Annotated in this window: 20 protein-coding genes and 1 tRNA gene; 14 read left to right on the forward strand and 7 right to left on the reverse strand. The window is 65.3% G+C overall.

Features of this window, described 5'->3' with window-relative positions:
• Positions 1-57 precede the first annotated feature (57 nt).
• The 3 genes from AC3G2C_RS06875 to AC3G2C_RS06885 are packed head-to-tail and all read left to right on the forward strand — an operon-like array spanning position 58 to position 2,451.
• Complete coding sequence (locus AC3G2C_RS06875; protein WP_488383886.1) at positions 58-375, forward strand: PepSY domain-containing protein; 318 nt, start codon at positions 58-60, stop codon at positions 373-375.
• Positions 375-1,067 (forward strand): response regulator transcription factor, encoded by a 693-nt coding sequence (locus AC3G2C_RS06880; RefSeq protein WP_488383887.1) that lies wholly within the window; start codon positions 375-377, stop codon positions 1,065-1,067. Before AC3G2C_RS06875 ends, AC3G2C_RS06880 begins: the two co-directional genes overlap by 1 nt.
• Positions 1,068-1,071: 4 nt before the next feature.
• The gene (locus AC3G2C_RS06885; RefSeq protein WP_488383888.1) at positions 1,072-2,451 is read left to right on the forward strand and encodes an ATP-binding protein; all 1,380 of its coding nucleotides are present in this window, start codon (positions 1,072-1,074) and stop codon (positions 2,449-2,451) included.
• Between the two features lie 21 nt (positions 2,452-2,472).
• Here AC3G2C_RS06885 and AC3G2C_RS06890 read toward each other — a convergent pair whose 3' ends face one another.
• Together AC3G2C_RS06890 and AC3G2C_RS06895 are read right to left on the reverse strand one after the other, a co-directional pair.
• Positions 2,473-3,237, reverse strand: a complete 765-nt coding sequence (locus tag AC3G2C_RS06890) for a M90 family metallopeptidase (RefSeq protein WP_488383889.1) — start codon at positions 3,235-3,237, stop codon at positions 2,473-2,475.
• Positions 3,238-3,249: 12 nt separating this feature from the next.
• On the reverse strand, positions 3,250-3,492 hold the full coding sequence (locus AC3G2C_RS06895) for a hypothetical protein (protein ID WP_488383890.1): 243 nt from the start codon (positions 3,490-3,492) through the stop codon (positions 3,250-3,252).
• A 314-nt stretch (positions 3,493-3,806) separates the two neighbouring features.
• On the opposite strand from AC3G2C_RS06895, the gene AC3G2C_RS06900 reads away from it, so the two are divergent.
• The 9 genes from AC3G2C_RS06900 (at position 3,807) to AC3G2C_RS06940 (ending at position 10,576) form a co-directional block, all read left to right on the forward strand.
• Positions 3,807-4,778, forward strand: a complete 972-nt coding sequence (locus AC3G2C_RS06900; RefSeq protein WP_488383891.1) for a biotin--[acetyl-CoA-carboxylase] ligase — start codon at positions 3,807-3,809, stop codon at positions 4,776-4,778.
• Positions 4,775-5,533 carry a type III pantothenate kinase gene (locus tag AC3G2C_RS06905; RefSeq protein WP_488383892.1) on the forward strand — a complete coding sequence of 253 codons (759 nt, stop codon included), beginning with the start codon at positions 4,775-4,777 and terminating at the stop codon, positions 5,531-5,533. Before AC3G2C_RS06900 ends, AC3G2C_RS06905 begins: the two co-directional genes overlap by 4 nt.
• Before the next feature lie 36 nt (positions 5,534-5,569).
• A complete protein-coding gene (locus tag AC3G2C_RS06910) occupies positions 5,570-6,322 on the forward strand; it encodes an SPOR domain-containing protein (RefSeq protein ID WP_488383893.1) in 753 nt (250 codons plus the stop codon).
• Positions 6,323-6,373: 51 nt separating this feature from the next.
• Positions 6,374-6,449: transfer RNA gene (locus AC3G2C_RS06915), tRNA-Thr, on the forward strand.
• Positions 6,450-6,835: 386 nt separating this feature from the next.
• On the forward strand, positions 6,836-7,243 hold the full coding sequence (locus AC3G2C_RS06920) for a rhodanese-like domain-containing protein (RefSeq protein ID WP_488383894.1): 408 nt from the start codon (positions 6,836-6,838) through the stop codon (positions 7,241-7,243).
• 8 nt (positions 7,244-7,251) lie between these two features.
• Positions 7,252-8,166, forward strand: a complete 915-nt coding sequence (gene rocF, locus AC3G2C_RS06925; RefSeq protein WP_488383895.1) for an arginase — start codon at positions 7,252-7,254, stop codon at positions 8,164-8,166.
• A 34-nt stretch (positions 8,167-8,200) separates the two neighbouring features.
• Entirely contained in the window at positions 8,201-9,559 is a 1,359-nt protein-coding gene (locus AC3G2C_RS06930) for a tryptophan--tRNA ligase (protein ID WP_488383896.1), read from the forward strand.
• A 30-nt stretch (positions 9,560-9,589) separates the two neighbouring features.
• On the forward strand, positions 9,590-9,916 hold the full coding sequence (locus AC3G2C_RS06935) for a hypothetical protein (RefSeq protein ID WP_488383897.1): 327 nt from the start codon (positions 9,590-9,592) through the stop codon (positions 9,914-9,916).
• Positions 9,917-9,934: 18 nt separating this feature from the next.
• On the forward strand, positions 9,935-10,576 hold the full coding sequence (locus tag AC3G2C_RS06940) for a DUF6348 family protein (RefSeq protein ID WP_488383898.1): 642 nt from the start codon (positions 9,935-9,937) through the stop codon (positions 10,574-10,576).
• Here the strand turns inward: AC3G2C_RS06940 and AC3G2C_RS06945 are convergent.
• Entirely contained in the window at positions 10,570-12,288 is a 1,719-nt protein-coding gene (locus tag AC3G2C_RS06945; protein ID WP_488383899.1) for a SulP family inorganic anion transporter, read from the reverse strand. The genes AC3G2C_RS06940 and AC3G2C_RS06945 overlap by 7 nt on opposite strands.
• Before the next feature lie 54 nt (positions 12,289-12,342).
• The gene (locus AC3G2C_RS06950) at positions 12,343-12,726 is read right to left on the reverse strand and encodes a VOC family protein (protein WP_488383900.1); all 384 of its coding nucleotides are present in this window, start codon (positions 12,724-12,726) and stop codon (positions 12,343-12,345) included.
• 182 nt (positions 12,727-12,908) lie between these two features.
• Between AC3G2C_RS06950 and AC3G2C_RS06955 the strand changes: the two genes are divergently transcribed.
• A complete protein-coding gene (locus AC3G2C_RS06955) occupies positions 12,909-13,313 on the forward strand; it encodes a globin (protein WP_488383901.1) in 405 nt (134 codons plus the stop codon).
• Between the two features lie 592 nt (positions 13,314-13,905).
• Here the strand turns inward: AC3G2C_RS06955 and AC3G2C_RS06960 are convergent.
• From AC3G2C_RS06960 to pdhA, 3 genes are all read right to left on the reverse strand, one after another.
• A complete protein-coding gene (locus AC3G2C_RS06960) occupies positions 13,906-15,294 on the reverse strand; it encodes a dihydrolipoamide acetyltransferase family protein (protein ID WP_488383902.1) in 1,389 nt (462 codons plus the stop codon).
• 156 nt (positions 15,295-15,450) lie between these two features.
• Positions 15,451-16,431: an alpha-ketoacid dehydrogenase subunit beta gene (locus AC3G2C_RS06965; RefSeq protein WP_488383903.1), complete on the reverse strand. Its 981-nt coding sequence runs from the start codon at positions 16,429-16,431 to the stop codon at positions 15,451-15,453.
• Between the two features lie 3 nt (positions 16,432-16,434).
• Entirely contained in the window at positions 16,435-17,520 is a 1,086-nt protein-coding gene (gene pdhA / locus AC3G2C_RS06970; RefSeq protein ID WP_488383904.1) for a pyruvate dehydrogenase (acetyl-transferring) E1 component subunit alpha, read from the reverse strand.
• A 205-nt stretch (positions 17,521-17,725) separates the two neighbouring features.
• Here pdhA and AC3G2C_RS06975 point away from each other — a divergent pair, with 205 nt between their 5' ends.
• A complete protein-coding gene (locus AC3G2C_RS06975; protein ID WP_488383905.1) occupies positions 17,726-18,580 on the forward strand; it encodes a tryptophan 2,3-dioxygenase in 855 nt (284 codons plus the stop codon).
• Positions 18,581-18,641 lie beyond the last annotated feature (61 nt).

Here is an 18,641-nt window from a genome sequence, read left to right on the forward strand (position 1 = left end):
TAGTCTGAACGACGATGGCATTCCTGGCCCGCCGGATATCGGGTTTTGTTTAACAAAATGAAAACAATTAGCTGCACCCTTGCCTTGCTGAGTCTGTTGGCCCTGGCCGTGCCGGCCTTTGCGGGCCAGCAGGTCGAGCCCGCCATGTCGCTGGAGCAGGCCGTGGCGCAGGTACAGCACGAGACGGGCGGCAAGGTGTTGTCGGCCAGTACCGTGCGCCGTGGGCGCAGTTCGTTCGAGCACCGCGTGAAAGTGCTGACCCCGACGGGTCACGTGCGCGTGGTGACGGTAACCACCGATGCCGGCAAGCCGGCTTCCAACGATTCGACCAAGAACCCGTCCAGTGACGGCGAGAGCAACAAGGAGAAACACTGATGCGCATCCTTTTGGTTGAGGACGAGGCTCCGCTGCGCGAAACCCTCGCTGCGCGCCTGAAGCGCGACGGCTTTGCCGTCGATGCGGCCCAGGACGGCGAGGAGGGCATGTACCTTGGGCGCGAAGTGCCGTTCGATCTGGCCATCATCGACCTGGGCCTGCCCAAGATGTCGGGCATGGACCTGATCAAGTCGCTGCGCGAGGCCGGCCAGCGTTATCCCATCCTTATCCTCACCGCCCGTGGCGGCTGGCAGGACAAGGTGGAGGGACTCAAGCACGGCGCCGACGACTACCTGGTCAAGCCCTTTCACGTGGAAGAACTGCTGGCGCGTATCAACGCGCTGGTTCGTCGCGCCAGTGGCTGGTCCAAGCCGGTGCTGGCCTGCGGCCCGATCAAGCTGGACACCACCGCGCAGACTGTCACGGTGGAAGGTAAGCCGGTGGATCTCACCAGCTACGAGTACAAGGTGCTCGAATACCTGATGCTGCACGCGGGCGAGCTGGTCTCCAAGGCCGACCTCACCGAGCACATCTACCAGCAGGATTTCGACCGCGATTCGAACGTGCTGGAAGTGTTCATTGGTCGCCTGCGCCGAAAGCTGGACCCGGAAGGCAACCTCAAGCCCATCGAGACGGTACGTGGACGCGGATACCGCTTTGCCATCCCTCGCAGCGAATCCGACGACGAGTGATCCGTTGCCGCCGCGCCGCCCCTCTTCGCTGGCGGCGCGCGCGGCGCTGGCCACTGGCTTCGTGCTGGCCGCCTTCCTCGGCGTGGTCGGGCTTACGCTCAGCCGCACCGCGGCCGACAGCGCGCTGAAGGGCCTGCAGGATCGCTTGCAGAATTTCGTCGTGGCTTACCTTGCCGGCACCGAAGTAGGTCGCTCCGGCAAAGTGCTGCTGCCCGATACGCCGCCCGACCCGAGCTTCTCGCGGCCGGGCTCGGGCCTGTACGCGGTCGCCATTGGCGACAACGGCTTCAAGTGGGAGTCGCCCTCGGCCATCGGGCGCGACTTTGGCTTCCTGCATCCGCTGGAACCCGGCGAAGGCCACTTCGTGGGCCCGGTCGATACGCGCATGGGGCGTCTGTACTACTACACGTATGGCGTCGCGCTCGACACCGCCGAGAAAAAATCGGTGCGCCTCACCTTCATGGTGGCGCAGACCGAAGACCAGCTCGCCGACAAGAATGCCGTATACCGGCGCAGCCTTATTTTCTGGCTGGCGTCGCTGGGCGTCATGCTGATCCTCCTGCAGTTGTTGTTGTTGCGTTGGAGTCTCACGCCGTTGCGCAAGGTGGCCAGCGAAATGTCCATCGTGGAGCGCGGTGAGCGCGAACACCTGGGCGATCAATATCCGGCCGAGCTAACCGGCCTTACCGAGCGCATCAACGCGTTCATCGACAACGAGCGTGAGCAACGTGTGCGCACGCGCAACACGCTGGCGGATCTCGCCCACAGCCTCAAGACGCCGCTGGCGGTGATCCGATCGAGCCTCGAAACGGTCACCGGCGAATCGCAGTTGCGCGATCAGGTGCTGGAACAGGTGCGCAAGATGGACGAACTGGTGGCCTACCAGTTGGCGCGGGCGGCTACCTCGGGTCGTCAAACCTTTGCGGCCACCGCCATTCCCATTGCCGGTCATGCGGAAGACTTGGTGCAGAGCCTGGAAAAGGTCTACGCCGCCAAGAACGTGCTGTGCGAGTTCGATATCGACGACAACGCGGCTTTCTACGGCGAGCAGGGCGACCTGCTGGAGTTGATGGGCAACCTGCTGGAGAACGCGTTCAAATGGGCGCGTCATCGCGTGTTGCTGGTGGTGAAGATGCGCCCCGTGGCGGGTCGGCAGCGCCCGGGCTTGTGGTTGAGCGTGGAAGATGATGGCCCGGGTATCGACGACGACAAGATCGAAAGCGTGCTGCAGCGAGGCGTGCGCGGCGACGAGCGCGTGCAGGGCCACGGCATCGGCTTGTCCATCGTGCAGGACATCATCCGCGCCTATGGTGGCGAGCTGGTAGTGGATCGTTCGCCGGAGTTCAACGGCGCGCGCTTCAGCGTGAAACTGCCACCGAACTGATTGCGGGGCGGCAGTGGATCACTACGGCGCGGGCGAGGGGCCGTAATAAGCGCCAAGCAGCTCGGCCACTGCCGCATCGGCCCGGCGCAGCACCGAAGGCTGCGACCAATGCAGCTCACTTACCACCGCGAAGAACTCGTCGGCGCTTTCCGCGGCATAGGGGTCGATAAGAGTGTCACGACCGCGAGCCACGTCGTTGGACAAATGATCGAACGCGCGCTGGAACGCCACGATCCATTGTCGGCGTGACATCGATGGCGGTAACACCGGCACGCCATCGGGCGGGCCATCGAGCATGTCCAGTTTGTGGGCAATTTCGTGGATGACCACGTTGAAGCCGTCCCACGGCTGCTCCAGATCCAACTGCACGTCGGCCAATGAGAGCACCAGTGGCCCGCGCTCCCAGGCTTCGCCGATGAGCACGTCTTCGCTTTCAGTGATCACCCCGCTGCGTTCGTCGTGGTGGCTGCGACGCACCTTGAACTCGCCCGGATACACCAGCACATCGCTCCACCCGCGCAAGGCCTTGGGGCCGTGTCGCAATACGGGCAGGCAGGCCTGCAAGGCGATCAGTACACGCAGCTCGTCGGTCAGCTCGGCGTTGGCCAGCGCGTGAAAGCGCTTGCGGGCCAAGAACACGCCCGCCAGCCGGCGCAGCTCGTTCTGTCGCGCAAGGTCCAGGCGCTGCGCCAAGGGACAAGCAGCCAGCGCTTTGCGCCAGGGCGCTTCAGCGAGTGGGGGAGGCGAGACATAGGCGCCAATGCGCCGCCACCAGGAGGTCGGCACAGGCCTGATCGGTTACTGGAGGGAACCCGGCAACAGCGACTGCCAGCCCAGTGTGGCGCGGCTCTTGCGCTGCGGCGTGGACTGGGTCCCGGTAGGGCAGTTTTCGCTATTGGACGAGGAGGAACTGGAGGGGGCGACGTTCTCGCGGGACAGGCCCAGCGCATCGCCGCCGCTGCCGCCACCACCGGCGCCTTCGTGGCTGCTGGTGCTGTCCAGGTGCTGCATGGCGCCCATATCCTGGCTGTCAGCGTCCATGGCCGATGCAGCATCAACGCTGCCGACGCCAAGTGCACAGACAATCAAGAACTTCCCGACGCGCATGGCGGCTCAACCCCTTGATCCGCAATCCAAGGGCCGGATGCTGGCAGAAAGTTCCGGCTGATGCCAGTGCCGCCTCCGGGGTGCTTTTGGTGCGGGCGAGTCCCATAAGTCATGGCATGCAAGGGGACAGCACCGCTGCGGGGCGCCATGGCCGCACGCTAGAATCGTGGGATGCCTTGTCCCTTCGCTATGCCCGCCATCCCTTGCGCCGGCTGCCTGTGCACCCGCACCCGCCGAGGCCTGCCCTGATGCAGGCCCAGGACTTGCTGACGGTATTGGCCGAAGGGGGCACCGTGTCCGGCACCCAGCTCGCCGAGCGCGCCGGCGTCACCCGGGCCGCCATCTGGAAACAGATCGAAGCCCTGCGCACGCGCGGCGTGCCGGTGGAGTCACGCGGCACCGCCGGCTACCGCTTGCCCTGGCCGATCCAGTTGCTGGCCGAGCCGGTCATTCGTGCCCATCTGCATGCGCCCGTGGCGCAGCGCCTGGGCATGCTGGAGGTGCACTGGGAGGTCGACTCGACCTCCAGTGAGATCCAGCGCCGTGCCGCCACCCTGCCGGACCTGAGCTTCGTGCTGGCGGAAACGCAGAGCGCCGGCCGTGGTCGCCGTGGCCGTGCCTGGCTCTCGCCGCCTGGCCTGAACGTGTACCTCTCCTGCCTCAAGCGTTTCGACGGCGGCTTTGCCGCGCTATCGGGCCTGTCGCTGGCGGTGGGCGTGATCGTGATGCGTGCACTGCAGGCGTTGGGGCTGTCCGGCGCCGGGCTCAAATGGCCCAACGACGTACTCAGCGAACAGGGCAAGCTCGCCGGCATCCTGGTGGAGCTGGCGGGCGAGTATCAGGGGCCGTGCGCGGCCATCATCGGCGTGGGCATCAATGTGCGCCTAACGGCCGCCTTGCAGGAGCAGGCCGGCCAGCCGGTCAACGACCTGGCCACCCTCGCTGGCGGTGATGCGCCAGATCGAAATCGCGTAGCGGCTGCGCTCATCGAAGCGCTGGCGCAGGGCCTGGCCCAGTTCGAGCGCGAAGGCTTTGCGCCGTTCGCCGCCGAATATGCGAACCATGACTTGCTGCTCGGCGAGCCGCTGCGCCTCAGTGGCGCGCTGGGCGAACTGGAGGGCACGGGCGCGGGCGTCGATGCGCGCGGTGCACTGCAGGTGCAAACCGCCGACGGCCTGCGCGCCATCGACAGCGCGGATGTCACGGTGCGACGCGCATGAGGTTGCTGCTGGATCTGGGCAATACCCGGCTCAAATGGGCACTGCGCGACGGCGACGGCTGGCACGCGCAAGGCGCCGTGAGTTGGAGCGAAGACGTGGCGCTGGCGCTGCATCACGCCTGGCGTGAACACTCCGCGCCAACCGCAGCCTTTGGCGCCTCCGTGGTGGATGGCGAACGCGAAGCCTTGGTGTCCGCTGTGGTGCAGGCCCGCTTTGCGCAGCCCACCACTTGGCTGCGTACGCCGGCAGAAGCCTGCGGCGTGCACAACGCCTACGCCGAGCCTGGCCGGCTCGGCGTGGATCGCTTCCTCGCCATGGTGGCCGCATATGACGAAGGGCTCGCACCCTGCGTGTTGGCTGGCGCCGGCACGGCGCTCACCTTGGATGCACTGGCCGCCGATGGGCGCCACCTGGGTGGCCTGATCGCCCCCGGTCCGCAGCTAATGCAGCAAGCCTTGCTTGGCGCCACTGCGCGCGTGCTGGTCGATCGCCCGGGCGATGTGCTGGAGGTGGCGGACAACACGCCCGACGCCGTGGTGTCCGGTTGCTGGCAAGCCGCCGCCGCATTGATCGAGCGTTTTGTTGCGCACCAGTCGCCCGCGCTGGGTGGCGCACCTCAGCTGGTACTCGGTGGCGGCGATGCGGAGGCGTTGCGCCCCTTGCTGGCTGTGCCCGCGCGCATCAGTGCGGATAGTGTTTTGCGTGGTCTGGCCGTGTGGTCGGATGCACATTTCCCCGTAGCACCGGCTCTCTAGAATGCCGGTTCGTGTCGTTTGCCTGACGGATCGACGATGTTTCTGCGCCTGCTGTTCGTATTGTTGATTGCCCTGAATATCGCGGTGGGCGCCTGGCTGGTGCTGGGTCAGGATGACGTGCACGGACGCAGCGCGGCCGATCCGGGGGTGCCCACCTTGCATCTGCTTTCCGAGCGTCCGGCGGCTTCGGCTTCCGTGGCGCCGGATGAACCCGCTAGCGCGTCCACCGCCGCTCCCGCCGTGGCTGCGGCAGCTTCCACGCCTGCCCCTGCCCCTGCCGTGCCCGTGAATGACGAGGCGCCGACCCCGCCCGCGGCACCACCGCCGCCGCGCCAGACCAGCTACACCTGCCTTGCGTTGGGCCCCTTTGCCACGCCGGTGGACATGCGCAACGCGCGCAGCGCGCTCGCCAACTACACGGCGCGCATCCGTTCGCGCCAAGAGCAAACTACCCAAACCTCCGGCTGGTGGGTTTACCTGCCCGGCGGCGGCAGCCGAGACAAGGCGCTGGAGCTGGGTCGCCGCCTGGCCGCCGCCAACGTGGGTGAGTACTTCATCGTCAGCTCCGGCCAGCAGTCCAACACCGTCTCCCTGGGCCTGTTCAAGGACCCGGCCAACGCCCGCCGCCGTCGCGACCAAGTGGTGGCCGCCGGGTTCCCCGCGCAGATGACAGAGCGCACCGAGAGCGTGCCCGAGTACTGGTTGGATGTGGTGATGGCCGACAACGGCCGCAACGAATGGCGTAACCGTGTGCGCGGCGTCGGCTCGCACAGCACCGGCTGTTTCTAAGCCCATTCTTTGGCACGCCACCCGACTGGCCTGTTAGACTGCACCCCCTTCGCCGGTATAGCTCAGTTGGTAGAGCAACTGATTTGTAATCAGTAGGTCGCGGGTTCGACTCCTGCTGCCGGCACCAGAAAGCCGAGAAGCCTGCGCAGATGAATGCTGCGCAGGCTTTTTTGTTGGACCGTTTCCGTGGGGGAATGGCGGCGACTCTGGTCGCGTGCATGCGCTGGCATGTAAGTCGGGTCTTCTGTATCACCTCCCGTGGCACACCTTCCCGTGAGCCATGCGTGCGCGAGCAGGGCGTACTTTTTGCCTCGATGGTCGAAGACGCCAGTCTTGGCTCTCGCCAGCGCCATGCACCACACGACGCCGCACCGGCTTCTCGCGCACGTTGGCTAACATGGCCGACCACTGCGGCGACATGCCGCCTTAGATGCATTCCGGCGCCTTGGGTTAAGCTTGATGTTTCACCGCCGCGCCATCCGCAGGGTTGGCGACAGCTTTAAAGGATTCCCTATGCGCCGCGCCTTATTGGCTCTTCTGATCCTGTTGGCCGCCGCTGAGACGCTGGCGGCGGATGCGCCGCTCAGCGCCGACCAGTTGATCCAGCGCCAGCGAGCCGACCAGGCGCCGCTGCTGCTGGACGTGCGCCATGCGGACGAATACCGCGACGGGCATATCGCCGGCGCCCTGAATATCCCAGTGGAACAGTTGGCCAGCCGGGCCGGGGTGCTGGGGGTGACGCCGGACCGTGAAATCGTGGTGTACTGCGTGTCTGGGCGGCGTGCCGCGCGGGCGCAGCAGACCTTGGAGTCGCTGGGCTACCGCCATGTGCGCCTGCTCGACGGCAGCCTCAACGCCTGGCGAGAACAACAGTTGCCACTGGTGCACGAAGGCGCTGCCGCCCCCGGTTCCACTCAATAACAGGTTTTATGGTCAACAAGGCAATTTCCCTGATTGGTGTCCCCACCGATATCGGCGCCGGCCATCGTGGCGCCTCCATGGGCCCGGAAGCCCTGCGTGTGGCGAACCTGGGCGCCCGGCTCGCCAAGCGCGGCCTGGAGGTGGTGGATCGCGGCAACCTGCATGGCCCGCTGAATCCTTGGCAGCCGCCTCACGATGGCTACCGTCACCTGCCCGAAGTGGTGGCCTGGAACCAGTCCGTGCACGAGGCCGTGTACGCCGAACTGGCGCAGGGGCGCCTGCCGATCATGCTGGGTGGCGATCACTGCCTGGCCATCGGTTCGATCAGTGCGGTGGCGCGTCATTGCCGTGAGCAGGGCAAGCAACTGCGCGTGCTCTGGCTGGATGCGCACGCCGATTTCAACACCGCCCAGGTGACGCCCTCGGGCAACATCCACGGCATGCCGGTGGCCTGCCTGTGCGGCAACGGCCCCGAGGCGCTGGTGGAATTGGGCGGGCATGTGCCGGCCACCACGCCAGACGTCTATCGCCAGATCGGCATCCGCTCGGTGGATGAGGAAGAAAAGCGCCTCGTGCGCGAGGCGCATGTGAGCATCTTCGACATGCGCCATATCGACGAATCGGGCATGAAGCGCACGATGGAAGAAGCCCTCGCGGGTGTGGACGACAACACGCACCTGCACGTTAGCTTCGACGTGGATTTCCTCGACCCGAGCATCGCGCCGGGCGTCGGCACCACGGTCCGCGGCGGCCCGAACTATCGCGAGGCGCAGTTGTGCATGGAAATGATCGCCGACACCGGCCGCATCGGCTCGCTCGACATCGTCGAACTCAACCCCGCCTTCGACAAGAAGAACCAGACCGCGCGCCTTGCCGTGGATCTGGTCGAATCGCTGTTCGGCAAATCCACGCTGATTCGCTGAGCATCACCTTTACCCACGGAAAGAAACCTGCGACATGAAGACCCGCGTACTCACCGGCATCACCACCACTGGCACCCCGCACCTTGGCAATTACGTGGGCGCGATTCGCCCGGCGGTGGCGGCGAGCTGGCGGGACGATGTCGATGCGTTCTACTTCATGGCCGACTACCACGCGCTGATCAAGAGCGATGACCCGGCCCGCATCGAGCGTTCGCGACTGGAAATCGCCGCGACGTGGCTGGCCGCTGGCCTCGATCCGCAAAAGGTCACCTTCTACCGCCAGTCGGATATCCCCGAGATTCCCGAACTCACCTGGTTCCTCACCTGCGTCACCGCCAAGGGCCTGCTCAACCGCGCGCATGCGTACAAAGCGGCCGTGGACAAGAACACTGAGGCGGGTGAAGACCCCGATGCCGGTGTCACCGCGGGCCTTTACATGTACCCCGTGCTGATGGCGGCGGACATTCTCGCCTTCAACGCCAACAAGGTGCCGGTGGGGCGTGACCAGATCCAGCACATCGAGATGGCGCGAGACATCGCGCAGCGCTTCAACCACATCTACGGCCGCGAGTTCTTCGCGCTGCCAGAGGTGGTGATCGAAGAGCAGGTCGCCACGTTGCCGGGCCTGGATGGTCGCAAGATGTCCAAGAGCTACGACAACACCATCCCGCTGTTCGCGGGCGGGCAGAAGCATCTGCGCGAAACCATCATGCGCATCGTCACCGACTCGCGCTTGCCGGGCGAAGCGAAAGACCCGGACAGCTCCTCGCTGTTCACCATTTTTCGCGCCTTCGCCAGCGAGGCCGAATCGAGCGCATTCCGCCAGGCGCTGGTGGACGGCATCGGCTGGGGCGAGGCCAAGCAGGTGTTGTTCGAGCGCATCGAAGCTGACGTAGCCCCCATGCGTGAAAGCTACGACGCATTGATGGCGCGCCCGGCGGTGATCGAGGAGATCCTGCAGGAAGGTGCCAAGAAGGCACGCGCCATCGCTGCGCCCAAGGTGGCCGAGCTGCGCGATGCCATCGGCCTGCGTTCGGGCGTGGCGATCGCGCCGCAGGCCGCCGCCAAGGCCGCACCCAAGAGCGACAAGCCGCCACGTTTCGCCAGCTTCCGCGATGGCGACGGCAGCTTCCGTTTCCGCCTGTTCTCGGGCGACGGCGAGGAGTTGCTGCTGTCGCGCGCGTTCGCCGATCCCAAGGCGGCCGGCGTGCTGCAAAAGCGCATCAAGCAACTCGGCGCCAGTGCGGTGCTAGCGGTGGAGTCGCTGTCATTGGCGCTGGACCTGGATGGCGAACACGTGGCCGTGACGCCCAGCTACAGTGACGAAGCTGCGCGCGACGCGGCACTTGCAAGGCTGCGTGCCGCGCTGGATCAGTTGGCCGCGCAGGAATAAACACGGCGATCTCACGGAGCGACTGCCACCATGCGTTACCTCGCGATCCTCTTGCTGGCGCCCTGGCTTTTTGTGCTGGGGTGGGCGTTCTGGGCCTATCCCAAGAGCCTGCCGCGCACGCGCGTACGCCGCATGTTTGACGTGGGTGCGCTGTTGCTGGCCGCCTTTGCGGCGGTGCAGTGTTCGGTGGCCGCGTTCGACACGGCCACCGTACCGACGACGGGGCAGTTCGGCCCCGCCAGCGGCGCGATCTGGCAGCAGGTGCTGCCCGCGCTGTACGGCTATGGCGCCTGCGTGATCGTGCTGCTGCTGGCGCTGCTGGTGCGTCAGCTGCTATGGCGTCCGCATTCGCATTGATAACTAGGTAGACCCGCCATGCAAGACACTGCGCTGCAGAAGTACCTGCTCAAGTTGTTCGAACGCCATGACGTGGAGCTGGAACCCGACGAGGAATGGCTGATGACGGACGGCGATTTCCCCGCCGTGCGCGCCAGCTGGTACGACGGCACCGCCAATGAACCCGGTCGCCTCGATATCGACATCGTGCTCAGCGAAGATCGCCACATCGAAGAGAGCTTCGCAGGACAGGGTAAGGGCGAGGCGGGTTGCCGCGAGGCACTCGACGCGTTCGAGCGCAGCGTCTTCCATGTGGCGCTCGCTGCTTGCTGGTACGTCACCGATGATCGGCGCATGCGCCTGGAAAGTTGGGACTTGGGCGTGCGTACGTGGGACGTTTTCGTGGGCCCCACTCAGGCGAGCCGCGGCGATGTCGACGCGCCCGCCGAGTTGCTGGCGACCCTGCGCGACGCCTTGCAGAACGAAGCCTTGAGCGGGGAGCTGCACTGGGTGCGCCTCTTCTATCGTCGCGACGAGCAAGGCACGGTGAGTGCCGAGGCACGTCTGGACAATGCGCCGTGGCCGGCTGGTGACAAACTACTTGCCGCGCTGCCATGGCCGTCCATCGACGGCGGCTACACCGTGCGCAGTTTCGTGGCGCTGGATATCCGCGACTACTGAGTCGCGGCATCTGCCTTCGCATGCGGCGGCACGTCGCCATGCGCTTGCCGAAACGCGTGAACAGTGGCCTGTCGCGAAGGGAAATACAGGATGCCGGTGTGCTCGGGCGGCAAGCCCGCGCTGGTCATGCGCTTGATTAACTGCGCGGTGCGGCCGGCGATCACCAATTGAATGCCTTGCTGCTGCAAGGCGCGCCGCAGTTCGTCGATCACCAGGAAGCCGGTGATGTCGTTCTTGGTCATTGAGATGGCGTCGATCACCACCCAATAGGGGTGTTGCTGTTGGGCAAGGCGCATCACGCGGCGACGAAAATAGTCCGCGTTGAAGAAGGTGAGCGGCGATTCGAAGCGATAGATCAGCAGGCCTGCGATGGCATGGGCCTCGGGGTAGTGCGCCAGTTCGTAGAAACCATCTTGTCCGTCGATCACGCCGAACTCCTGTTCGGCAGGTCGTGCGACCTGCCGCAGGAAAGAGAGCAAGGCAAGCGTGACGGCCAGCAAGATGCCGGACATCACCCCGAACAACACCACGCCGATCACCGTGACCCATGCGATAACGTGTTCGCTGCGGCTGAAACGGCGCAATTCGCGCAAGCCACCCAGATCGACCAGGCTGGCCGCAGCAGCGAGCAGAATCGCGCTGAGCGCCGCGTGCGGCATCATCGCCAGCGCGCCGGTGAAGCCCACGGTAACCATCAATATAGCCAGCGCCGCCACCACCGACACCAGCCGGCTCTTGCCACCGCTGGCGTCATTGACGACGGTGCGCGAACTGGAGCCGCTGACCGCAAAGCCTTGGCAGGAGGCACTCGCCAGGTGTGCCAGACCCAGCGCGAGAAACTCTTGGTTGCCATCCACGTGGTAGCCGTTCTTGGCGGCAAAGCTGCGGCTGGTAAGCATGCCGCTGCTGAAGGTGATGAGCGTAAGCGCGCCCGCTGCGGGTACCAACGTGCCGAACAATTCGTGCGGCAGCGAGGGGGCCACAAAGCGCGGCCAGCCTGTGGGCAGCGCACCGACCATCGCGACGCCGCGATCGCCCAGGTGAAACATCCATGCGGCCAGCGTGGCACCCGCCAGCGCGATGAGCGACGCCGGCGCGCGCGGCAGCAGGAACTTCACGGCAAAGAACACCACCAGCGTACCGGCGGACAGCAGCGCCGTGGGCAGGTGTATCTGGCCGAGCTGGCGCGCAAGTGAACCGAGCTGATTGATGGTGTCGGGGCCTTGCAAGGTGATCCCCAGCACCTTGCCCGACTGGCTCACCAGAATAGTCACCGCCACGCCATTGAGCAGGCCAACCAGAATGGGGCGCGAGAGAAAATCCGCGAGAAAGCCAAGGTGAAAACGGCTGGCCATTACGCACATCACGCCGGTGAGCAGGGTCAGCGCCATGGCATACGCCTGATAGGTATCCGTACCCGGCGTGGCGAGCGGCATCAGTGTGGCGGCCAGCATGGCGCAGGTGGCAGCGTCCGGCCCGACGATGAGTTGGCGCGAGGAGCCGAACAAGGCGTAGACGATCAACGGCAGGATGCTGCTGTACAAACCCACCACGGGGCTGAAGCCGGCGAGCTGCGCGTAGGCAATGCTCACCGGTAGCGCTACGGCAGCCACCGAAAGACCGGCTTGGAGGTCGGCACGCAGCCACTCGGGCCGATAAGCCAGCAGTTCGGTCAGCCCCGGCATCCACCGGTGGATCAGCGAGCGGGCCATCGTGATCCTATGAGTGGGATGGGCGAAACGTGGCAGCGCATCATGGGGCGGTGCTCATTCCCAGTGATTGAGGTGCGGGCCGAAATGCTCTCGCTGTGCGCGCACCACACAAAAGCGATGCCCGCTGGGTGCCTGCATGACCCACCAGCGATCACGCACATGCGCGACGCGGGTGGCGCCTAGCTTCTCCAGTCGCTCTACTTCGGCCTCCAGATTGTCGGTTTCGATATCCAAGTGCACACGATTTTCGTGTTCCACGCGTTGCAGAAGGATGATCGGCTCGTCGTCGGCGGTGGCGAGTTCGGCGTAGCGTCCGTCGCCGTCCTGATCGAGGGTGACGATGGATTTGCCCAGGGCGCGGCTCCAGAACGTGGCGGCCTCGCCGAGGTCGTCGGTGCGACAGTCGATGACGATGGTGCTCAAGCGGCTGTGGTGCATAGTGACTCCCCGAGGGTTTGTGCGTGCCGTTCGTATAGCCGCGCGTCGGTCGAGGCGCCGTCAACTGCGATGTATACGCGATAGATCGCTTCGTTGCGACCTTGTGCCTCTACGGGGCATGTCACGTGCGTGATAGTTTCGCCGCCGCGCATGGACAACGAATGTCCGTGCAGGAGTTGAGCATGAGCGATAACTACGACGATTTGCAGACCAGCTACGGACGCTGTCTGCGCAAGGGCAGCTTCATTGCCCGCTTCTATGAAATTTTCATGGCCAGTCACCCCGACATTCCGGCCATGTTTGCGCACACCGATATGGGGGCGCAGTACCTGGCGCTTCGTCGGGGCATCAGTGTGGCGATATCGCACGCCAGCGGCAGTGCCTTGAGCCGACGCACCATGCTGGAGATGGCGAAGGTGCATGGTCGCGGCGGTCGCGCTCCGGTACCGCCGGCGCTTTATGCGCATTGGTCCGACAGCCTGTTGCGCGCCATCGCCGAACACGACAGCGAATACTCCTTTGCGTTGGAGCAGCGCTGGCGCAAGGCGCTCGATCACACCACGTCGTACTTCGCAGCGCAGTACTGACTGGCGGGACGCGCTGCACCATCGCAAACCAGGGTGCCACCGCACGCTGATCAACGGCAACGGCAACGGCAACGGCAACGGCAACGGCAACGGTAAGGGTCAGGCCACCCTGGCAGTCAGGAACATCGGTGGCCCGATGCGCCAACGGTCATCACTCGCATCTGGATGGCTTGCGTGAGCGCGGATCTGCGCAGGCGCTTCTGCCTGGCCAATGACAAACAGTTGGCACCGTCGCTGCGCGTGGATTCCCTGCGTAGTTGAAATGCGCGCAGCAGCGTATCCCTGGCGGCGCTGGGCTACGACTGGAATGGCAGTTTCACCACAGGCAACTGGGGCGCCTACTGGAAGCTGGGTATGGGCCTCATCAGTACGCTAAGCAAGTCGGTGTCGCTTCGCGGCGGCGTCGAGTACCAGATCGATTCGGGCAAGGCCGGCGTGCAAGGCTGGTCGGCCAACCTGGGTTTGGGCTGGTTGTTCCAAGGGGTGTGCCGACGGAGCGATGGCAGCGCGACGTCGGTATCTCTTCAGGCAACAAGAAGAAGGGGCGCCTTGGGGGCGCCCCTTCTTCTTGAGTGGTGAAACTGAACGCGGCTTAGTTCGGCAGCGCCATATCGTCCAGCATGGCCTTGAGGAAGCGGGCCGCTTCGCCGCCCGTGCAGGCGCGGTGGTCGAAGGTGAGCGACAGCGGCATGCGACGGTGCACTTCGATACCGCCGATGACCGCCACCACGTCGTGGCTGAGCTTGCCGGCGCCGATGATGGCGACGGTCGGCGGCACGACCACCGGGGTGGCGTAGCGACCGGCGAACATGCCGAAGTTGGACAGGCTGATGGTGTAGCCCGACAGCTCCGACGCGGGGATGGAGCGGTCTTCCACCGTGGTGCGCAGGCGCTTGATGGCGGCACGGATGCCCGCGCCGTCCAGCACGTCCGCGTTGCGCAGCGCCGGCACGAACAGGCCGTCTTCTGTGTCCACGGCGATGCCGATGTCCACGTGCTGGTGCAGGGTACGGGTGAGGTTCTTGCCGTCGAACCAGGCGTTGAGCGCCGGCACGGTCTTGCAGGCCACCACGATGGCGCGCACGAGGCGGGCGGTGATGTCCTGCTTGCCGATCCAGGCGTGCAGGTCGGCGTCGTCCACGAGGGTGGTGGGCACCACGTTGGCGTGGGCTTCGGCCATCACGCGCGCCATGTTGCGACGCACACCCTTGAGCTGCTCCGGCTGGCCGCTGGCCTGCACGCTCGGCGGCGCGGTGCGCACCGGCTTGCCGGCCAGGGAAACGGGGGTGCGCGTGGGGGCCGGGCCCGGCTCGGGCAGTTCCGGTGCCAGGTGGCGACCGGCGGAGGCGGGCACGCTGCGTGCCGGCGCGGCGCCGAGGGCGGCGCTACCGTTGGCGGCAGCGTTCTTCACGTCCTGCAGGGTGACCACGCCGTCGGCGCCGGTGGGCGTTACGCGGCTGAGGTCGATCTTGAGCTTCTTGGCGAGCGCGCGCACGGCCGGCACGGCCTTCACGCCGCCCACGCTGCTGGCCTGCTCCACGTGCACGGTGTTGCCGCTGATCATGGCGCCGACCACGGTGCCTTCGTCTTCACGATCGGCCTTGGGGCTTTCCACTTCGCCGCCTTCGTCGGAGGCGACCACGCGGTGGGCGTCATCGGCCGCTGGGCTGCCCACGCTCTTCTTGGGGCCGTGGTGGTGGCCGGTGGCTTCGGCTTCGGCGCGCTGCTTGGCGTTCGGATCGGGTTCGAAATCGGCCAGCGAGGCGCCGGTTTCGATGATGTCGCCCGGGGCGCCGTAAAGCTTCTTCACGGTGCCGGTGTAGGGCGAGGGCACATCGACCACGGCCTTGGCGGTTTCCATCGAGCACAGCGGTGCGTCGAGCTTGATGTAGTCACCTTCCTTGACGTGCCACTCGACGATGGTGGCGTCGGGAAGGCCTTCGCCGAGGTCGGGCAGATAGAAAGTCTTGATGTCGGCCATGGGGATGATTCCGAAAGTGGCTGAAATTTTGCGATGAAAGAGTAGGGGATGGGGAGCGGAGAAGCGGGAACAGTGAAAAGCGGCGACGTGCATGTTGGCCGCGCCATGCTTTTTCTATGCCCTATTCGCCAATCCCCATGCCCGGGCGAGCGAGCGTCAGCTCACCGCCAACGTGCGCTTGGCAGCTTCCACCACGCGCTCGGTGCTCGGCAGGTACTTCATTTCCAGGCGGAACAGCGGAATGTGCGTATCGAAGCCGGTGACGCGCTCGACCGGCGCGAGCAGGTCGAACAGGCATTCCTCGGCCACGCGCGCGGCGATTTCCGCACCGAAGCCGGCGGTCTTGGGGGCTTCGTGCACGATCACGCAGCGGCCAGTCTTCTGCACCGATTCGGCGATGGTGTCGAAATCCAGCGGGGTGAGCGTGGCCACGTCGATCACTTCGGCGCTGATGCCGTCGGCGGCAAGCGCATCGGCGGCTTCCAGTGCTTCCTTCACCTGGGCGCCCCAGGTGACGATGGTGACGTCGGTGCCATCGCGCAGCACGAAGCACACGTCCAGAGGCAGCGCTTCGCCGTCATCGGGCACTTCTTCCTTGTACTGGCGGTAGATGCGCTTGGGCTCGAAGAACATCACCGGATCCGGATCGCGGATGGCGGCGAGCAGCAGGCCGTAAGCACGCGCGGGCGAGGAGGGCATGACCACGCGCAGGCCCGGGATGTTGGTGAACAGGTGCTCGTTAGCCTCGGAGTGATGCTCCGGTGCACGAATGCCGCCGCCCCACGGGGCGCGCCACACGGCCGGCACGGTGATGCGGCCGCGCGTGCGGTTACGCAGGCGGGCGGCGTGGCAGGCGATCTGCTCCATCATCGGGTAGATGAAGCCTTCGAACTGCGCTTCGGCCACCGGCTTCATGCCCTGCGCGGCCATGCCCACGGTGACGCCGGCAATGGTGGTTTCGTCCAGCGGCGTGTCGAGCACGCGCAGCTCGCCGAACTTTTCCTGCAGGCCCTGGGTGGCGCGGAACACGCCGCCGTTGACGCCAACGTCTTCGCCCAGCACGACCACGCTCGGGTCGTGCGCCATCTCATAAGCGAGCGCCTGGGTGACGGCTTCAATAAGAGTGATCTGTGCCATGACTTAGTGGGCCTTCTTGTCGAGCTGGATAGCGAGATCGCGCTGCTTGGCGAGATCGGCGGGGACTTCGGCGAAGGTGTAGTCGAACATCGCCGTGACCGGCTGGGTCTTGGTCTCGAGGTAGGCATTCACCTCGTTGTCCATCCACTCGTCGCACTCGGCTTTCCAGGCTTCTTCCTTGGCGTCATCCCACACGCCCTTGGCCACCAGCCAGTTGCGCAGGCGCTTCATCGGCTCCTTGGCCCAGGCGTCCTTCACTTCCTGCTCGCCGCGGTAGCGACGGGCGTCGTCGGCGGTGGTGTGGTCGCTCAAGCGGTAGGTCACCAGCTCCAGCACGGCGCCGCCTTCGCCATTGCGTGCGCGGTCCAGGGCATCGCCCATGGCTTTGCGCACGGCGATGATGTCGTTGCCATCCACCTGGATGCAGTACAGGCCGGCCGCGATGCCCTTCTGGGCAAGCGTCGGTGCGCCGGACTGGATCTTGCGCGGCACCGAAATGGCCCACTGGTTGTTCACGATCACCGCCACCATCGGCAGGTTCTGCGCGCCGGCGATGTTGATGGCGCCGTAGAAGTCGCCCTTGGACGAGCCACCGTCACCGATGGTGCACACGGCCACGCGCTTCTCGTTGCGGATCTTGAAGGCCAGCGCGGAGCCGGCGGCGTGCAGGCACTGCGTGGCAATCGGCACCGACCAGGCAAAGTCGTGGCGTGCCGGTTCCTTCTGGTAGTCGTTGCCGCGCTCGTCGCCGCCCCAGTACATGTACACCTCGCGCGGCTGCACGCCGCGATAGAGCTGCGCGCCGTATTCGCGATAGCTCGGTGCGAACACGTCCTCGGGCTTCATGGCGCTGCCGATACCCACGTGGGCGGCCTCATGGCCCAGGCAGCTGGCGTAGGTGCCGAGCTTACCCGTGCGTTGGAGGGCGACTGACTTGGCATCGAAGACGCGGGTTGACATCATCAGTTTGTAGAGCTCGACCATATGGTCGAGATCCTTGGCAAACTCAGGCAGGTCATCCCGAACCTGATTGCCTTCGGCATCGAGATACTGCAGGTATTCGATTTCAAACTTGGCGGCGATGGACACGACTCGCTCCCGGAGTGAGTAATTGAGGTAATGGGGTGCTGGGAGGCGTCGGCCCATCCAGTGGGGCCAGGCACGCGTAAAGCCCTGAGCAAGACCGCATTTGATAACAGGGCGGCATGTTGCGCCGCAAGGTACAGCGCAGCATGCGGCGCGGTACGGGCGGGCCTGCGAGAGCGGTTACCATGGCGCTTCCCCCGCTAGCAGAATGGCTATGACCGAGAACCAGCGCGACCTTGAGGCCGGTATCGAACTCGACCTGAATGGGCGACTGACCTATGGCGGCTACCTGCGGCTGGACACGCTGCTCTCGTCGCAGCGCCCGCTCAGCGATCCACCGCATCACGACGAAATGTTGTTCATCGTGCAGCACCAGGTGGCGGAGTTGTGGATGAAGCTGATCATCCATGAGCTGAAGGCCGCGCTGGCGCACCTGCGCCGGGACGACCTGGACCCTTGTCTGAAGATTCTCGCGCGGGTGAAACAGGTGCAGCGCCAGCTGTTCGAGCAGTGGGCGGTGCTGGAAACGCTCACCCCGTCCGAGTACCTGGAGTTTCGCTCGGTGCTGGGCTCTTCTTCGGGGTTTCAGTCGCTGCAGTACCGGCAGATCGAATTCCTGCTGGGCAACAAGAATGCCCAGATGCTGCAGGTGTTTGCGTATGATCCGGCCGCGCAGGCTTCGTTGCGCGAGGTGCTGGAGGCCCCGAGCCTGTACGACGAATTCCTGTGCTACCTGGCGCGCCGCGGGCACGCGGTGCCGACCGCGCTGACCGGGCGCGATTGGTCGCAGCCCTATCAAAGGCATGCGGAATTGTTGCCGGTGTTCAAGCGCATTTACGAAGACCGCGCGACGTTCTGGCCCGAGTACCACATGTGCGAGCAGTTGGTGGATATCGAAGGGAGTTTCCAGCTCTGGCGTTTCCGCCACATGAAAACCGTGGAGCGCATCATCGGACACCGGCGAGGCACGGGCGGTTCCTCCGGGGTGGCCTTCCTCAAGAAGGCGTTGGACTTGGAGTTCTTTCCGGAGCTGCTGGACGTACGCACCGAATTGGGCACTTGACGGCGGCCTGTGCTGCGGCGCATTTGACGCCGGGCGGGGTAGCGGTTACATGTTTGAGTCC

The organism is Frateuria sp. sgz306004 (assembly GCF_057750885.1).

What these genes read in the sequence shown, in the direction of transcription:
- AC3G2C_RS06945 (WP_488383899.1), bottom strand. Translation starts at nt 12,288, where the DNA reads ATGGCCCGCTCGCTGATCCACCGGTGGATGCCGGGGCTGACCGAACTG.
- AC3G2C_RS06975 (WP_488383905.1), top strand. Translation starts at nt 17,726, where the DNA reads ATGGCTATGACCGAGAACCAGCGCGACCTTGAGGCCGGTATCGAACTC.
- AC3G2C_RS06950 (WP_488383900.1), bottom strand. Translation starts at nt 12,726, where the DNA reads ATGCACCACAGCCGCTTGAGCACCATCGTCATCGACTGTCGCACCGAC.
- AC3G2C_RS06955 (WP_488383901.1), top strand. Translation starts at nt 12,909, where the DNA reads ATGAGCGATAACTACGACGATTTGCAGACCAGCTACGGACGCTGTCTG.
- AC3G2C_RS06880 (WP_488383887.1), top strand. Translation starts at nt 375, where the DNA reads ATGCGCATCCTTTTGGTTGAGGACGAGGCTCCGCTGCGCGAAACCCTC.
- AC3G2C_RS06895 (WP_488383890.1), bottom strand. Translation starts at nt 3,492, where the DNA reads ATGGACGCTGACAGCCAGGATATGGGCGCCATGCAGCACCTGGACAGC.
- AC3G2C_RS06940 (WP_488383898.1), top strand. Translation starts at nt 9,935, where the DNA reads ATGCAAGACACTGCGCTGCAGAAGTACCTGCTCAAGTTGTTCGAACGC.
- AC3G2C_RS06935 (WP_488383897.1), top strand. Translation starts at nt 9,590, where the DNA reads ATGCGTTACCTCGCGATCCTCTTGCTGGCGCCCTGGCTTTTTGTGCTG.
- AC3G2C_RS06960 (WP_488383902.1), bottom strand. Translation starts at nt 15,294, where the DNA reads ATGGCCGACATCAAGACTTTCTATCTGCCCGACCTCGGCGAAGGCCTT.
- AC3G2C_RS06910 (WP_488383893.1), top strand. Translation starts at nt 5,570, where the DNA reads ATGTTTCTGCGCCTGCTGTTCGTATTGTTGATTGCCCTGAATATCGCG.
- rocF (WP_488383895.1), top strand. Translation starts at nt 7,252, where the DNA reads ATGGTCAACAAGGCAATTTCCCTGATTGGTGTCCCCACCGATATCGGC.
- AC3G2C_RS06930 (WP_488383896.1), top strand. Translation starts at nt 8,201, where the DNA reads ATGAAGACCCGCGTACTCACCGGCATCACCACCACTGGCACCCCGCAC.
- AC3G2C_RS06905 (WP_488383892.1), top strand. Translation starts at nt 4,775, where the DNA reads ATGAGGTTGCTGCTGGATCTGGGCAATACCCGGCTCAAATGGGCACTG.
- AC3G2C_RS06900 (WP_488383891.1), top strand. Translation starts at nt 3,807, where the DNA reads ATGCAGGCCCAGGACTTGCTGACGGTATTGGCCGAAGGGGGCACCGTG.
- AC3G2C_RS06875 (WP_488383886.1), top strand. Translation starts at nt 58, where the DNA reads ATGAAAACAATTAGCTGCACCCTTGCCTTGCTGAGTCTGTTGGCCCTG.
- AC3G2C_RS06965 (WP_488383903.1), bottom strand. Translation starts at nt 16,431, where the DNA reads ATGGCACAGATCACTCTTATTGAAGCCGTCACCCAGGCGCTCGCTTAT.
- AC3G2C_RS06920 (WP_488383894.1), top strand. Translation starts at nt 6,836, where the DNA reads ATGCGCCGCGCCTTATTGGCTCTTCTGATCCTGTTGGCCGCCGCTGAG.